Source organism: uncultured Gordonia sp. (genome assembly GCF_937858515.1).
Classification (GTDB): Bacteria; Actinomycetota; Actinomycetes; order Mycobacteriales; family Mycobacteriaceae; genus Gordonia.
On record NZ_CALLZT010000109.1, the window covers coordinates 41,075 to 59,746 of the forward strand.

General features: G+C 66.5%; 1 protein-coding gene. It reads left to right on the top strand.

All coding sequences use genetic code 11. The features are described 5' to 3' along the window. Positions 1–161: 161 nt before the first annotated feature. A partial coding sequence (locus tag Q0627_RS09990; RefSeq protein ID WP_298809432.1) for a non-ribosomal peptide synthase/polyketide synthase occupies positions 162–18,672 on the top strand: 18,511 nt, incomplete at its 3' end.

Below are 18,672 nucleotides of genomic sequence, written 5' to 3' on the forward strand. Positions count from 1 at the left end.
GGTCGACCGAACGGTCGACCGCCCTAACGCGTCATGCGGCCCGGACGATATTCGTTTCGGTGCCACGGACACAATGGACCTACAGCCATCGCCAGGTCTCCCCCACAGGGGCGGCCGGGGATGCACGAGCAGTGAGAATGGGCGAAGGAGTGCCACACACAATGGCGACCACGAACGATCCGACCAGCGGCAACCCGGGCAACATCGTCGAGGCCGGGACGCTGATCGATCTGCTGGCGCGGCGTGATCTGGATCTCGACCATCCCGCGGTCATCTGCGGCGACACCGAACTCGACTACACGGAGTTCGAGGCCGTCACCAACCGGATCGCCCGGTCGCTCATCGCGCGCGGTGCGGGTGCCGAGAGCGTCGTCGCCGTCGCGCTCGACCGGTCCGCCGAGTCGGTCATCGCCGTGTGGGGTATCGCCAAGTCCGGGGCGGCCTTCCTGCCCATCGACCCGTCGTATCCGCTCGACCGCATCGAGTACATGCTCGAGGACTCGGCGGTCACCATCGGCATCACCGACGAGGTGACCCGGTCGCGTCTGGGCGACGGTGACCGCGAATGGCTCGGCCTCGACGATCTTGACGACGACTCCCTGTCCGGCGACGACCTGACCGCCGTCGAGCTGAATGGTTCGGTCCGGCTGAGCAACCTCGCCTACGTCACCTACACTTCCGGTTCCACCGGCCGGCCCAAGGGCGTCAGCGTCACCCACGCCGGTATCGCCGACCTGATGGAGACCTACGCCCAGGTCACCGGACCGCGGGAGGACAACCCCGACACCCGCATCCTGCACCTGGCATCAGCCAGCTTCGACCCGATCGTCGTCGAGATGGCCGCGGCCGTCCTGGCCGGCCACACGCTCGTGGTGGCGCCGCAGGCCGACTATGCCGGTGACGCACTGGGTGAGGTCATCGAGGACAACGAGGTCACCGACGTCATCATCACCCCGACGGTGCTCGCGACCGTCGACCCGGACTTCGGTGAGACCGTCGAACATCTGGCCATCGGCGGCGAGGCCTGCCCACCGGAGGTGGTCGAGCGCTGGGCTGCGCGCGGTCGCCGCATCTTCAACGTGTACGGGCCTGCCGAGGCCACCGTGTGGGCGACCCGCGCGCGGCTGCTGCCCGGCAAACCGGTCACCATCGGCCGCGGCATCGTCGGATTCACCACCTATGTTCTCGACGCCCGGCTGCATCAGGTGCCGCAGGGCGTGGTGGGTGAGCTGTACCTGTCGGCGCCCGCCCTGGCCCGCGGCTACCTGAACAAACCCGGCGCCACCGTCACCTCGTTCGTCGCCGACCCGTTCGGCGAACCCGGTTCGCGGATGTACGCGACCGGCGACCTGGTGCGGGTCAATTCGTCCGGTGATCTGGAGTACGCTGGCCGCGCCGACCATCAGGTCAAGATCAGCGGCCAGCGCATCGAACTCGGCGAGATCGAGTCGGTGCTGACCGATCAGCCCGGCGTCACAGGCGCCCTCGTGCTCGGTATCGACGATGCCGCCTCCGGCCGCACCCGTCTCATCGGATACGTGGTGGCGCCCGACGGCATCGACGCCGACGCCGTCCTTGCCGCGGTGTCGACGACGCTGCCGGCGCACATGGTGCCGGCGCAGCTGATCGCGCTCGACGAGATGCCGCTGACCCCGGGCGGCAAACTCGACCGCGACGCGCTGCCGGCCCCGTCGGCGATCGTCGAAGCGGTATACGTCGCCCCGGTGGGCGAGGTGGAGCAGACGATCGCCGCGATCATCGCCGGATTCGTCGGCCATGATCAGGTCGGCGCCACCGACTCGTTCTTCGCACTCGGCGGCGACTCGATCATGTCGATCCAGTTGTCGTCGGCGTTGCGTTCGGCCGGCTACGAACTTCGCCCCCGCGACGTCTTTGAGCTGAAAACCGTTCGCGCACTGGCTCATGCGGTGGGGATGCGCGAATCGGTGGTCCTCGACGAGTTGCCCGGCGGACCCGCCGGCGAGGTCACTCTGCCGCCGATGGTTCGGTGGATGCTCGAAAGAAGCGACACTGCAGAAGATTTCGCTGATTTCTCGCAGTCGCAGGTGCTGGCACTGCCGGCCGGCAGCAGCGTGGACGGAATCGGTGCGGTACTCACGGCGATGGTCGCCAACCATCCGATGCTCTCCGCCACCCTCACCGCGTCCGGCGACACCTGGTCGATGATCGCGGGTGCTGCTGAATTCGATGCCGCACAGGCGATCACGATGCATTCGGTGGCTGCCGCGCCCGGCACGGATGTCTTCGCCTTGGCTGTCGAACAGGCACACGCCGAGGCCATCGGTCGGCTCGATCCCACCCGGGGCGCGATGATCGCGGCTGCGGGCGTGCTGCCCGCCGACGGTTCCGACGGCCGTCTCGTCCTGGCGATTCACCACGCCGTCGTCGACATCGTGTCCTGGCAAACCGTGATCGCCGATCTCGTGGTGGCCGCCGGGCAGATCTGGGCCGGACAGGCGGTCTCGCTCAACGCGGAGGGCACCTCGGTCCGCAGATGGTCGCAGGTCCTCGCCGATCTCGGTACTGAACGCGACGACGAGATCGGTTACTGGCGTGAGCAATTGCCCACCACGCGGGAATGGTTCGGGCGCGCCCTCGATCGCGCCTCCGACCGGGAACGCGCCATGGGGGAGGTGTCGGTCACCGTATCCGCCGACGTCACCGAACGCCTGCTGACCACGGTGCCGGAGGCATTCGGTGCCGGCGCGTCGGAGGCGATGGTGGCCGCGCTCGCCGTGGCCGTCGATCGCTGGGCCGCCGCACACGGGCACGACAGCGGACGATTGTCGATCCTGCTGGAGGGACACGGCCGGGCCGAGGAGATCGCGCCCGGCGCCGACCTGGCCCGCACCGTCGGCTGGTTCACGGCGCTCGCCCCGGTCGGTCTCGACCTGGCCGACGAGTCGCCGCGCGCACTGATCAAGCAGACCAAAGAGGCGTTCCTCGCCGAGCCGGAGAACGGAATCGCCTTCACCCCCTTGCTGTTCGGCCCACATGCCGAACGTTTCGCCGACCGCGGCCTGCCCGCGGTGTCGTTCAACTACGGCGGCAACCGCGGTGTGCGCGCCGACAACGACTCGGCTGCCGCCCTGGTTCCGTTCGCGCCGGCACAAGAGCCGTATGCGTTGCCGGGCACGATCTCCGGCGGCATGGTCGCTACGTCCGCGGTCCGGCTCGACGCCGGTATCGCCACCCACGACGGCCGCCGCGAACTCGTCGCGAGCCTGGGGTACTTGACCACGATCATGTCCGAGGCCGACGCGCGCGAGATCGCCGGCCACTGGCAGGACTATCTGGCCGAGGTCGCCGAGTACGTCGAATCTGTTGGGGGACAAGTCGGTTACAGTCCATCCGATATTCCGGGGGCCGAACTGACCCAGGTCGACGTCGATGATCTGGAAGCACGTTTCCCCGATGCCGACCTGTGGCCGCTGTCGCCGCTGCAGGGCGGTCTGTACTTCCAGTCGCAACTGGCCATCGACAGCGGTCAGGTGGATGTGTATGTGGCACAGGCGGTTCTGACGCTGACCGGTGCCGACGCCGACCGGCTGCGGGCAGCGGCCCAGAAGGTCGTCGACCATCATCGGGTGCTGCGGTCGCGGTTCGTCGCCGCCCCGAGCGGCGCGGTGGTCGCCGCCATCGCAGCCGACGCCGAACTGCCTTGGACCGTCGTCGATCTCGATGAACATGGCGCCGAAGATGTTGTCGCCGAACGGATCGAGTCGATCGTCGCCGCGCAGCGCGTGCAGCCGTTCGACCTGGCCGCCCCGCCGCTGCTGAGGTTCGTGCTCGTCCGGCACGGTGCATCGTCGACACTCGTGGTGACCAACCATCACCTCATTCTCGACGGCTGGTCGGCACCGCTGGTCCTGGCCGACGTGCTGGCCGTCTATGCGACCGGAACCCCGTACACGTCGGTGGCATCCGGCGGTGCGACAGGTGATTTCGGCGACTACCTGACGATGATCGCCGGTCGCGACCGGGCGCAGGGTCTGGCCGCGTGGCGGGAGGTCCTCGCCCCTGTCGAGGGCGCGACGATGGTAGCCGCCGGCCAGGTACCGGAGGCCGACGCGCTGCCCCGCGACTACGAGACCCACCTCGACGCCGAGACCACCTCCCTGCTGGAATCGGTTGCACGAGAATATGGTTCCACTCTGGCCACGGTCGTCCAGGTGGCCTGGGCGGTGCTGGTGTCCCGGCTCACCGGCAATCGGGTGGTGACCTTCGGTGAGACGGTATCGGGCAGGCCCGCCGACCTCGACGGGGTCGAAACGATGGTGGGTCTGTTCATCAACACCCTGCCCGCGGTGGTGGACGTCGATCCGGACGCCTCCATCGGTGAGGTGATCGGACGGGCGCAGTCCGACAAGATCAAGGTCCTCGACCACCAGTACCTGAGTCTGCCCGCGATCGCCGCGGCCGCCGGCAGGCCGATCGGCTTCGACACGCTGACCATCCACGAGTCGTACCCGGTCAACGCCGATTCGCTGGCCACCGACGATGCCTCGGCCACGGGCGGGCTGTCGATCACGGACGTCCGGGCGAGCGACTCCACGCACTATCCGCTGAACATGGTCACCGCACCGGACGGCGACGGACTCCTCGTCCGCCTCAAGTACCTGCCGCAGGCGTTCGGCGACGACCAGATCGCCGTGTTCGCCCATGCGCTGACTCAGATCATGCGCGCCATCGCGACCGCCCCCGCACTGCCGGTAGCCGCCATCGACCTGCTTGACGACGCCGGCCTCGCCGAGGTCGAGGGCCGCGAGTGGGGTGCCGAGGTCGCGATTCCCGCGGGTTCGATCGTCGACGCCGTAGCGGCGCAGGTCGCGGCGACCCCGGACGCACCCGCGCTGTGGTTCGAGGGGCGAAGTGTCTCCTACGCGGAGTTCGGGGCACGCGTCAACACGCTTGCCCGCGAGCTCATCTCGTACGGTGTGGGTCCGGATTCGGCGGTGGCGCTGTGCATTCCGCGGTCGGTGGAACTCATCGTCGCGATCCACGCGATCGTCGCGGCCGGTGGCCAATACGTGCCGATCGGTCTGGGCACCCCCGCCGACCGCGTCGAATACATGCTGGCGACCGCAGGCGTCGACCTTTTCCTGGTCACCGACATGTCCGCTCTCGAAACCCCGCAGGCCGGCGATGTCCGCACCATCGTCGTCTCCTGCGATGGTGAGGCGGACCTGACCACCACTCCGGTCACCGACGCCGAACGCGGCGCCCCGACCCGCCCCGACGCGGCGATCTACACGCTGTTCACCTCGGGTTCCACCGGCAAGCCGAAGGGCGTGACGCTGCCGCACGCCGCTGTCGTGAACCGCCTGTGGTGGGGCCTGGACGAACTGCCGATCGACGGTGCCGACACCGTGATCCTCAAGACCCCGTACACCTTTGACGTGTCGGTGCCGGAGCTGTTCGCGCCGCTGATGGTCGGTGCGCGGATGGTGATCCTCAAGGAGGGTGGCCACACCGAGCCGCTGTACGTGGCCGAGGTGATCGAGCAGACCCGGGCGACGATGGTGCACTTCGTGCCGTCGATGCTGTCGGTGTTCGTCGACGTCGTGGGTGTGGACCGGATTTCGCGGATGGATTCGGTGCGCATCATCTCCATGACCGGTGAGGCGGTTCCGCCCGCGGTGGCCGCCGATGTGCGGGAAGCGTTGCCGGACATCCTGTTCTACAACCTCTACGGCCCCACCGAGGCGGCCATCGAGATCACCGCCGAGAACATCGATCAGGTGTCGGCATCCGATGGTTCGGTGCCGATCGGCGTGCCGATCTGGAACAGTTCCTCGCTGGTGCTCGACGCCCGGCTGCAGCGCGTTCCGGCCGGGGTGCCGGGTGAGCTGTATTTGGGTGGTGTGCAGTTGGCGCGTGGTTATGCTGCGCGTGGTGATCTGACGGCTGATCGTTTCCTGGCCGATCCTTATGGTGAGTCTGGTTCGCGTATGTACCGGACCGGTGATTTGGTGCGGCGTCGTACTGATGGTGTGTTGGAGTATTTGGGCCGTACCGATTTCCAGGTGAAGTTGCGTGGTCAGCGAGTGGAGCTCGGTGAGATCGAGTCGGCGATCGCGTCGGCGCCGGGTGTGGTGCATGCGGCTGCGACGGTGATTGATTCGCCGACCGGTGATCAGCATTTGATCGGTTATGTCTCGCCTGCGTCGGTGGATATCGAGGTGGTGCGGGCTGCGGTGGCGGCGTCGTTGCCGGTGTATATGGTGCCTACTGTTTGGGTGGGTATCGATGATGTGGTGCTCAATTCGGCGGGCAAGCTGGATCGGAAGGCGTTGCCCGAACCCGATTTCGGGTCCGTGGAGGCCGAGTACACCGCGCCGCGGACACCTGCTGAGGAGACTCTCGCGGCGGTGTTCGCCGATGTCCTCGGTGTCGATCGGGTCAGTGTGGCCGGGTCGTTCTTCGAACTGGGTGGCAATTCGCTGTCGGCGATGCGGCTGGCGGCGCGGGCCTCGGATACGCTCGGGGTCGAGGTGTCGGTCCGCGACATCTTCGGTGCGCCGAGCGTCCGCGAGCTGATCGAGGCCACGTCCGGACATGGAGCCGCGCTCGTTCCGGTCACCGTCGCCGATCCGCGTCCGGCGCGCGTCCCGTTGTCGTTCGCCCAGCAGCGGATGTGGTTCATCAACCGCTTCGACGCGTCGGGCGCCACCTACAACATCCCCGCCGTCCTGCGCTTGACCGGCGCCGGGAGCGAAGCGAGCGGGCCGAATGTCACCGGCGAACTGGACGTGGATGCGTTGCGGCAGGCCGTGATCGACGTCCTCGAACGCCACGAGGTCCTGCGCACCTCGTTCCCCGCCGAGAACGGCATACCGTTCCAGCGGGTCGGCGACATCGCAGAGTTCGACGACCGCCGCATCTGGCAGATCGCCGATTCGGTGGACGGCGTCATCGCCGCCGCTACAACCGGTTTCGACGTCACAACGCAGTGGCCGATTCGGGTCAGGCTGGCACAGGCCGATTCGGCCGGCCAGGAGTATCTCCTGGCGGTAGTCGCCCACCACATCGGCCTCGACGGCGAGTCCATGCTCCCGCTGGTGACCGACATCGTCACCGCGTACCGCGCACGCACACAAGGTGATTCACCGTCGTGGACGCCCTTGTCGGTGCAGTTCGCCGACTACGCGATCTGGCAGCACGAGGTCCTCGGCTCCGCCGACGACACCCAATCGGTCATCGGCCGACAACTCGGCTACTGGCGCGAGCAACTCGCCGGCCTTCCGGACGTCCTGGAACTTCCTGCCGACCGGCAGCGCCCCCGGGTGGCGTCCTACCTGGGCGCCGACCACTCCTTCGACTTCCCGCGCGAGGTTTCCGACGCGATCACCGCCACCGCAAAGCGATTCGGTACTACCGAGTTCATGGTGGTCCACGCCGCGCTGTCGGTGCTGTTGGCGCGGCTGAGCGCATCGGACGACATCGCCGTGGCCACGCCCACCGCAGGCCGCGGTCAGGCCGTGCTCGACCCGCTCGTCGGTATGTTCGTCAACACCCTCGTCCTGCGGGCCCGGGTGTCGGGCGGCGAGTCCTTCGCGACGTTGCTCGACAATGTCCGGGCCACCGACCTCGAGGCGTTCACCCACGCCGACGTGCCGTTCGAAGCGGTTGTCGAGGCACTTGATCCGGTGCGGTCCGAAGCGTTCGCGCCACTGGCACAGGTGATCCTGTCGTTCAATCCGGCGGCGTCGGTCGCCGATGCCGGCGTCGACGTCGGCGGGTTGCGGATGGAGCCGGTCGCCGTCGACGAGGTGCCCGCACAGGTGGATCTGGCGGTGATGGTGTCCACCGGCGACGCCGACCGGCCGTGGTCGGGCATTCTGCGCTACGCCACAGACTTGTTCGACAAATCGACGATCGCGAGCATGTCGGATCGTTTCGTCCGGCTCATCGCGGCGCTGACCGCCGATCCCGACGCCGCCGTTGGTGATGCGGAGCTGCTCGGCACCGACGAGACGACGCGGGTGCTCGGCAGTTCGGCGGGCGCCGATGTCGAGGTGTCGCCGCTGCTCGTCACGGATGTGGTTGCCGCGCAGGTGACGTCGTCACCGGAGGCGACGGCGCTGTGGTTCGAGGGGCGTGGTGTCTCTTACGCCGAGTTCGGTGCCCGCGTCAATACCCTTGCGCGTGAACTGATCTCGTCCGGTATCGGACCTGACGTCGCGGTCGGTATATGCATCGACCGCGGCGTGGAAATGGTCGTGGCCATCCACGCCATCGTGGCCGCGGGCGGCCAGTACGTGCCGTTCGGCACCGATACGCCCGCCGACCGTGTGCAATACATGGTCGACACCGCCGGTGTGGATCTGGTCCTGGTCACCGACGCGTCCGCTCACATGGTTTCGAGGGTAGGGAGTGTCGGCACCCTCGTCGTCTCCTGCGACGGCGACATCGACCTGACCACACCACCGGTCACCGCTGCGGAGCGCATCGCCCCGGTGTCACCGGACAACGCCATCTACACCCTGTTCACCTCGGGTTCCACCGGCCGCCCCAAGGGCGTGACCCTCCCGCACGAGGCGGTACTGAACCGTCTGTGGTGGGGCCTGGACGAACTGCCGATCGATCACACAGACACGGTCATCCTCAAGACGCCGTACACCTTCGACGTCTCGGTGCCGGAACTGTTCGCGCCGCTGATGGTGGGGGCGCGGATGGTGATCCTCAAACCCGGTGGCCACACCGAGCCGCTGTACGTGGCCGAGGTGATCGAGCAGACCCGGGCGACGATGGTGCACTTCGTGCCGTCGATGCTCTCGGTTTTCGTCGATGTGGTGGGAACACAACGTATTTCGGCAATGGATTCGGTGCGTATCATTTCGCTCACCGGTGAGGCCGTACCGCCCGCGGTAGCCGCCGACGTGCGTTCGGCGTTGCCGGAGATCTTGTTCTACAACCTGTACGGTCCCACCGAGGCCGCGGTCGAGATCACCTACGAGAACATCGAACGGGCATCGGCCTCCGACGCGTCGGTGCCGATCGGCATCCCGGTGTGGAACAGCACGTCACTGGTACTCGACGGCAGGCTCCACCAGGTTCCCGCCGGCGTGCCCGGTGAGCTGTATTTGGGTGGTGTGCAGTTGGCGCGTGGTTATGCTGCGCGTGGTGATCTGACGGCTGATCGTTTCCTGGCCGATCCTTATGGTGAGTCTGGTTCGCGTATGTACCGGACCGGTGATTTGGTGCGGCGTCGTACTGATGGTGTGTTGGAGTATTTGGGCCGTACCGATTTCCAGGTGAAGTTGCGTGGTCAGCGAGTGGAGCTCGGTGAGATCGAGTCGGCGATCGCGTCGGCGCCGGGTGTGGTGCATGCGGCTGCGACGGTGATTGATTCGCCGACCGGTGATCAGCATTTGATCGGTTATGTCTCGCCTGCGTCGGTGGATATCGAGGTGGTGCGGGCTGCGGTGGCGGCGTCGTTGCCGGTGTATATGGTGCCTACTGTTTGGGTGGGTATCGATGATGTGGTGCTCAATTCGGCGGGCAAGCTGGATCGGAAGGCGTTGCCCGAACCCGATTTCGGGTCCGTCGAGGCCGAGTACGTCGCGCCCGCGAACCCGGTCGAGGAGTCGTTGGCGACAGTGTTCGCCGACGTGCTCGGCGCTGAGCGGGTGTCGGTGACAGGGTCGTTCTTCGACCTGGGTGGCAACTCCCTGTCGGCGATGCGGCTGGCCGCGCGTGCGTCGGAGGTACTGGGTGTCGAGGTGTCCGTCCGGGATATCTTCGGTGCGCCGAGTGTCCGCGAATTGATCTCCGGCACATCGGGTCACGGCGCTGCCGTGGTCCCGGTAACCGTTGCCGATCCGCGTCCTGCGCGCATCCCGTTGTCGTTCGCCCAGCAGCGGATGTGGTTCATCAACCGCTTCGAGACATCCGGCGCCACCTACAACATCCCCGCAGTCCTCCGCCTGACCGGCGAACTGGACGTGGATGCGTTGCGGCAGGCCGTGATCGATGTCCTCGAACGCCACGAGGTCCTGCGCACCTCGTTCCCCGCCGAGAACGGTATACCGTTCCAGTGGGTCGGCGACATCGCAGAGTTCGACGACCACGGCATCTGGCAGATCGTCGCCACCGACGAGGACGTCTTCGCCGCGGCGACAACAGGCTTCGACGTAACGATGCAATGGCCTATCCGAGTTATCCTCCGCAACACCGACGCATCCCCCATCTTGACCCCTGAGGCCGACGGTTCCACCTTCTTGATCCCTGAGGCCGATGCGACGAAGGAGCGAGGGTCACGAAGGGTCCGGCGAGACGAGCACCATGACGCCACCCCGGCCGGCGACTACCTCCTGGCGGTGGTCGCCCACCATATCGGTATCGACGGTGAGTCGATGTTGCCGCTGGTGACCGACATCGTCACCGCGTACACCGCACGCACCCAGGGCGATGCACCGTCCTGGACGCCCTTGCCGGTGCAGTTCGCCGACTTCGCGATCTGGCAGCACGAGGTCCTCGGCTCCGCTGACGATGCCGAGTCGGTGATCGGCCGCCAGCTCGGCTACTGGAAGGACAAGCTCACCGGCTTGCCGGACGTCCTCGAACTGCCCACTGACCGCCCGCGCCCGCTGGTCGCCTCGTACCGAGGTGCCGACCTCGGATTCGCCGTCCCCGACGAGGTGTCGGAGCGGATCGAGCAGATCGCCCGCCGCTACGGCGTCACCGAGTTCATGGTCGTGCACGCCGCATTGGCGGTGCTGCTCGCCAGATTGACTGCCACACAGGACATCGCGGTGTCGACGCCGACCGCCGGTCGCGGTCAGGCAGTGCTCGACCGGTTGGTCGGCATGTTCGTGAACACCTTGGTGCTACGCACCGACGTTCAGTCATCGATGTCGTTCGAGGAGTTGCTGGAGCAGGTTCGGGTGTCGGATCTGGATGCGTTCGAGCATGCGGATGTGCCGTTCGAGTCGGTGGTGGAGGCTGTTGATCCGGTGCGGTCGGAGGCGTTCGCGCCGCTGGCTCAGGTGATGCTCTCGTTCGACCCCGGTGCGTCGGTGGCTGAGGCCAGGGCTCAGGTCGGCGATCTCAAGATCGCCCCCGTCACCCTGGATCAGGTTCCCGCACAGGTCGACCTCTCGGTGGTCGTGTCCTCCGGCGGTGCCGACCGACCGTGGTCCGGCGTGCTGCGCTATGCGACCGACCTGTTCGACGAGCCGACGATGGCCGAGCTGGCCGACCGATTCGTGCGACTGCTGGACGTGCTGACAGCGGAACCCGAAGTGGCCGTGGGTGATGCGGCGTTGCTGGCCGATGCTGATCGTGCTTTGGTGCTTGATCGTTCGGTGGGTGCTGAGGTTGTTGTGCCTGTGGGTTCGGTGGCTGATGTTGTTGTGGCGCAGTGTGTTCGGTCGCCGGAGGCGTCGGCGTTGTGGTTTGAGGGGCGTAGTGTCTGTTATGCCGAGTTGTCTGCTCGGGTGAGTGTGCTTGCGCGTGAGTTGATTTCGTCGGGTGTGGGCCCGGATACCGCGGTGGGTGTGTGTATCGACCGCAGCATCGAGATGGTGGTGGCCATTCATGCGGTGGTGGCTGCTGGTGGTCAGTATGTGCCGATCGCCACGGATGCTCCGGCTGATCGTGTGCGGTCGATGGTGGTGGCCGCGGGTGTGCGGATCGTCCTGACAGCTGCCGACTTCTTGATCCCTGAGGAGCGGTCGGGCGAGCTTGCGAGCCGATCGCGTCACGAAGGGTCCGGTGAGACGAGCGCATGGGGTGAGCAGGTCCGCACGATCGTGGTGGATTGCACCACTGAGGTGGATCTGGCTACGGCTCCGGTGTCTGATGCTGAGCGGCTGGCGTCGTTGTCGTTGGACAATGCGTTGTACACCCTGTTTACGTCGGGTTCGACGGGTGTGCCCAAGGGTGTGACGGTGTCGCATCGTGCTGTGTTGAACCGTTTGTGGTGGGGTCTGGATGTGTTCCCGTGGTCGGTGGGGGACAGGGTTGTGCAGAAGACGCCGTACACGTTCGATGTGTCGGTGCCGGAATTGTTCGCGCCGTTGTTCGCGGGCGCGGAGTTGGTGATCGCTCGTCCTGGTGGTCATGCCGATCCTGCGTATATTGCGGATCTGATCGCGGAGACTGCTGCGACATCGGTGCATTTCGTGCCGTCGATGTTGTCGGTGTTCGTGGATGTGGTGGATCGGGATCGTTTGGCGCAGTTGATTTCTCTGAAGTGGGTGTTCGCCTCCGGTGAGGCGTTGCCTGCTGCTGTCGTCGCCCAGGTGCATGCGGTGTGGCCGAGCGTAGGTATTCACAATCTGTTCGGTCCGACTGAGGCTGCGGTTGAGGTGGCGTGGGCTGATGTGTCGGATGCTCCGGAGTCGGTGACGATCGGTGTGCCGGTGTGGAACACCGAGACTCTTGTGCTCGATGACAGGCTCAAGCCGGTGCCCGCGGGTGTTCCGGGAGAGTTGTATCTCGGTGGCGTGCAGATTGCGCGCGGATATGCGGGGCAGCCGGGTTTGACTGCTGAGCGGTTCGTTCCCGATCCGTACGGGGTGGAAGGTTCGCGTCTGTACCGCACCGGTGATGCGGTGCGCTGGAACGCAGTCGGCAATATCGAGTACTTGGGTCGTACCGACTTCCAGGTGAAGTTGCGGGGTCAGCGGATCGAGCTCGGTGAGATCGAAGCGGTCCTCTCCGGTGTGCCGGGTGTGGTGCATGCGGCGGTGACGGTGGCGGCAACCGACTCCGGCGCCGAACATCTCGTGGCCTACCTGTCGCCGGCATCGGTGGATGTCAACGTGGTGAAGGCTGCTGTGGCACAGGCACTGCCGTCGTACATGGTGCCGACGGTGTGGATGCTCATCAATGACGTACCGCTGAATTCGGCGGGCAAACTCGATCGGAAGGCATTGCCGGCTCCGGATTTCGGTGCTGTTTCCGAGGAGTACGTGGCGCCGGACGGTGCCGTCGAGGAGCGCTTGGCCGGTGTGTTCGCCGACCTGTTGGGTACCGATCGGGTGTCGGTGACCGAGTCGTTCTTCGATGTCGGTGGTAACTCGTTGTCGGCGATGCGGTTGGCTGCTCGTGCTGGTGAGGTTCTCGGGGTGGAGGTGTCTGTTCGGGACATCTTTGAGGCTCCGAGTGTGCGTGAGTTGATCGCGGCGACGTCCGGTCATGGTGTGGCTTTGGCGCCGATCACGAGGGTTGATCCGCGTCCGGAGTTGGTGCCGTTGTCGTTTGCTCAGCAGCGGATGTGGTTCATCAACCAGTTCGACACCACCGCGGCCACCTACAACATCCCCGCGGTCCTGAACCTCACCGGCGACCTCGACGCAGATGCGCTGCGGCAGGCCGTGATCGACGTGCTCGAACGGCACGAGGTGCTGCGGACAGTGTTCCCGGCACGGGCTGGCGTACCCCACCAGGTGGTCGGGGACATCGCCGACTTCGACAGCCACGACGTGTGGCGCGTCGTCGGCACCCGCGACGAACTGCTCGCCTCGGTGACCGACGGTTTCGATGTGACCACGCAGTGGCCGCTGCGGGTGCGTCTGCTGTCCGGCGGTGACCGCGACTTCGTTCTCGCGCTGACCGTCCACCACATCGCCGCCGACGGCGAATCGATCCTGCCCCTGGTCACGGATATCGTGACCGCGTATACCGCTCGCGCTCAAGGTGATTCACCGGACTGGGCACCGCTCGAAGTGCAGTTCGCCGACTTCGCGATCTGGCAGCACACGGTGCTCGGTTCGGCCGACGACGCCGAATCGGTGATCGGCCGCCAGCTCAGCTACTGGCGCAGTCAACTTGCCGGTGCACCGGACGTTCTCGAGCTGCCCGCCGACCGCCCACGTCCGGCGGTCGCCTCGTACGCCGGCGCCGACGTCACCTTCGGGATCCCGGCCCGCGTATCGGACCGGGTCGCCGCTGTGGCAGGCGAATTCGGCGTCACCCCGTTCATGGTGGTGCACACCGCGCTCGCCGCGCTGCTGGCCAGGCTGACCGCCACCGGCGACATCATGGTCGGCACCCCGACCGCCGGCCGCGGTCAGGCCGCGCTCGACCCGCTGATCGGCATGTTCGTCAACACGCTGGTACTGAGGACCGCTGTCGACACCGGAAAGCCGTTCGCCGAGTTGCTCGACCAGGTGCGGGTCACCAATCTGGACGCCCTCGAATACTCCGATGTTCCGTTCGAATCGGTCGTCGAGGCCGTCGACCCGGTACGTAGCGAAGCGTTCGCGCCCCTCGCGCAGGTGATGCTCTCGTTCGACCCGATCGCGTCGGTGGGCTCGGCACCCGTCGAGATCTCCGGTCTCGAGATCGTCGCCGCCGAATCACCGGTGGTTGCCGCGCAGCAGGACCTGCGAGTCGTTGTGTCCTCCGCCCCGGAAGGGCAGGACTGGACAGGTGTGCTGACGTACGCGACCGATCTGTTCGACGAGCCGACGATGAGCACTCTCGCCGACAGATTCGTCCGCATGCTGGATGCGTTGACCGAACGCCCCGCAACGGTCGTCGGCGATGTCGACCTGCTCCTTTCCGACGACAGGCGCCTTCTCGGGAGCCTGCCCGAGCCAGTCACTCGTACCGAACATTCCGGTGCGACTCTAGTGGATTTGTTCACCGCGTCCGCAGCGGCGCACGGTGACTCGGTCGCCGTCACCGCCGGTGACGCGGCACTGACGTACGCAGAACTCGATCGGGACTCGGATGCGGTTGCCGCGGGCCTGATCTCACGCGGCACCGCCATCGGCGACCTGGTGGGTGTGGCCACCGCCCGCACCACCGACCTCGTCACCGCGATCATCGGTGTCCTCAAGGCGGGCGCCGCATATGTGCCGCTCGACCTCACCAACCCGGTCGCGCGCCTGTCGCACATCGTGTCCGACGCGGGCGTGGCCGTCGTCCTGACCGACGATTCGTCGGCCGGTCACGAACTGTGGGCAGCGGTGCCGGACGGTGTCGAGGCTGTCGACGTCCGCACGCTGGTGTCGGCGAACAGCGGCGCGTCGCCACTGGGTCCCGTTGCCGTCCCGGCTGATTCGCGGGCCTATGTGATCTACACGTCCGGTTCGACCGGCCTGCCCAAGGGTGTGGAGGTCACCCACCGCGGTGTGGTCACGCTGCTCGACACCACCGCAGGCGACTTCGAGTTCGGTGCCGACGACGTCTGGACCATGTTCCATTCGTACGCCTTCGACTTCTCGGTGTGGGAACTGTGGGGGGCACTGTATTACGGCGGTCGCTGCGTCATCGTCGACCGCGACGTGGCCCGCGACATCGACCGGTTCGTCGGCCTTCTCGCCGCCGAAGGCGTCACCTCGCTGAGCCAGACACCGTCTGCGTTCTACCAGCTGATCGACGCCCGCCGTCGCAATCCCGTCGACCTGCGGCTGCGATACGTCGTATTTGGCGGCGAGGCACTGAGTTTCGAACACGTGCGGCGCTGGTACGACGCATTCCCCGCCGACGATGCGCGCCTGGTGAACATGTACGGCATCACCGAGACCACGGTTCACGTCAGTTACCGCGAACTCGACTCCGACTCGGTGTCGGCCGACGACGCCTCGTACATCGGGCGCCCGCTGGCGTCGCTGGGAATTCACATCCTCGACGATCGGCTGCGACCGGTTCCGGTTGGTGTTCCGGGTGAAATGTACGTCACCGGTGGACAACTCACCCAGGGCTACCTTGGCCGCCCCGACCTGTCGTCGACGCGCTTCGTCGCCGACCCGTTCGCCGGGGACGGTTCGCGGATGTACCGCACCGGCGACCGCGCGCGACGTGTCGGTAACGACATCGAGTACCTCGGCCGCGGCGACGCGCAGGTCCAATTGCGCGGATTCCGTATCGAATTCGGCGAGATCGAGGCGGCGCTGCTGACCGCGTCCGGCGTGGTGGGTGCAGCCGTCCGCATCGTCGACGGACCGTCCGGCGACACCCTTGTCGGGTATGTCGTCGCCGACGGCGGACGCGACGTGGTCGCCGACGACGTGATCACCGCTGCGGCACGGCAACTGCCCGCGTACATGGTGCCCACGCTGGTGCTCATCGTGGAAGCACTGCCGTTGACCGCCAACGGCAAACTGGACCGCGACGCCTTGCCCGATCCTGAGTTCGGGGCGCACAGCGAGGGTGTGGTGGCACCGCAGACCGCCGCGGAGCTGGCGGTGCTGAAGGCGTTCACCGACGTTCTCGGCCTCGACCGCATCAGTGTGACCGACTCCTTCTTCGACCTCGGCGGCAACTCGCTGTCGGCGATGCGCTTGGCTGCGCAGGCCGGAGAGGCTCTCGGCGTTGATATCTCGGTGCGCGAGGTGTTCACCGCATCGACGGTCCGCGCGCTCGCCGCCGCGGTCGCGGGCAATGCCGAGGCGCTGTCGCCGATCGTCGCGGTCGAGCCACGCCCGGCACGGATTCCGTTGTCGTTCGCCCAGCAACGGGTGTGGTTCATCAACCGGTTCGATCCGACGGCGGCGACCTACAACATTCCGGCGGTCCTGCGCCTGACAGGCTCGCTCGATGTGGATGCGTTGCGGCAGTCCGTGATCGACGTGCTCGAACGCCACGAGGTACTCCGCACGTCGTTCCCGTCCGACGACGGCGTGCCGTTCCAGCAGGTCGGCGACATCGCCGAGTTCGACGCCCGCGGCATCTGGCAGGTCGTCGACACCGACGACGCGCTGTTCGCCTCGGCAACAACCGGTTTTGATGTGACGACGCAGTGGCCGTTGCGGGTGACCCTTCGTGACGCCTCGCCTAACGGCTCGGCTCCTCAGGGAGCAGGGCAAGAGGCCTCGCCTAGCGGCTCGGCTCCTCAGGGAGCGGGGGGAGGCGTGTTGCCTAGCGGCTCGGCTCCTCAGGGAGCGGGGGAGGACGGTACCACCTTCTTGATCCCTGAGGCCGATGCGACGAAGGAGCGAGGGTCGCGAAGGGTCCGGCGAGACGAGCACCATGACGCCACCCCGGCCGGCGAGTACCTCCTGGCGGTGGTCGCCCACCACATCGGTATCGACGGTGAGTCGATGCTGCCGCTGGTGACCGACATCGTCGCCGCGTACACCGCGCGCACCCAGGGCGATTCACCGTCCTGGACCCCCTTGCCGGTGCAATTCGCCGACTTCGCGATCTGGCAGCACGAGGTCCTCGGGTCCGCTGACGATGCCGAGTCGGTGATCGGCCGCCAGCTCGGCTACTGGAAGGACAAGCTCGCCGGCCTGCCGGACGTTCTGGACTTGCCCGCGGATCGTCCGCGCCCGCTGGTGGCGTCCTACCGCGGCGCCGACTTCGGCTTCGAGTTCCCCGCCGACGTGTCGGAGCGGTTCGGGGAGATCGCCCGCCGCTACGGCGTCACCGAGTTCATGGTGGTCCATGCCGTGCTGGCCGTCCTGCTGGCCCGGCTGAGCGCGTCGCAGGATATCGCGGTGTCGACGCCGACCGCCGGCCGTGGCCAGGCGGTGCTTGACCGGTTGGTCGGCATGTTCGTGAACACGTTGGTGTTGCGGGCCGATGTCCCGTCGTCAATGTCGTTCGAGGAGTTGCTCGATCAGGTTCGGCTCAGTGATCTGGATGCGTTCGAGCATGCGGATGTGCCGTTCGAGTCGGTGGTGGAGGCTGTTGATCCGGTGCGGTCGGAGGCGTTCGCGCCGCTGGCTCAGGTGATGCTCTCGTTCAATCCGGCGGCATCGGTCGCCGACGCCGACGTCGCGGTCGGTGATCTGCAGATCGCTCCAGTGGAGCTGGATCAGGTTCCGGCGCAACTGGATCTGTCTGTGATCGTGTCGTCCGGCGATGCCGGCCATCCGTGGTCCGGTGTGCTGCGCTACGCCACCGACCTGTTCGACGAGCCGACGATCGCGGAACTGTCGCGACGTTTCATCCGTCTGGCAGAAGAACTGACCGCCGACCCGGCCGTGGCCGTGGGTGATGCGGCGCTGCTGGCTGATGCTGATCGTGCTCTGGTGCTTGATCGTTCGGTGGGTGCTGAGGTTGTTGTGCCCGCGGGTTCGGTGGCTGATGCGGTTGCGGCGCAGGTGGTTCGGTCGCCGGATGCGTCGGCGTTGTGGTTCGAGGGGCGCAGTGTTTCTTATGCCGAGTTGTCGGCGAGGGTGAGTGTGCTTGCGCGTGAGTTGATTTCGTCTGGTGTGGGTCCGGATGTAGCGGTGGGTGTGTGTATCGATCGCAGTGTGGAGATGGTGGTTGCGATTCATGCGGTGGTGGCTGCTGGTGGTCAGTATGTGCCGATCGCCACCGATGCTCCGGCTGATCGTGTGCAGTACATGTTGGAGACCGCGGGTGTGGGCATCGTCTTGACCGATGCGCGCATCTTGATCCCTGAGGAGCTGTCGTCGGGCGACGAAGGAGCCGACCGACGGCGTCTCGAAGGGTCCGGTGAGGTGACTGCCTGGGGCGAGCACGTCCGGACGATCGGGGTGGATTGCACCGGTGAGGTGGATTTGTCGACGGCTGCGGTGACCGATGCTGAGCGTCTGGGGCCGTTGTCGTTGGACAATGCGTTGTATACGTTGTTCACCTCGGGTTCGACGGGTGTGCCCAAGGGTGTGACGGTGTCTCATCGTGCGGTGCTCAACCGCCTGTGGTGGGGCCTGGATGCGTTCGGGTGGGCGTTGGGTGATCGGGTGGTGCAGAAGACGCCGTACACCTTCGATGTGTCGG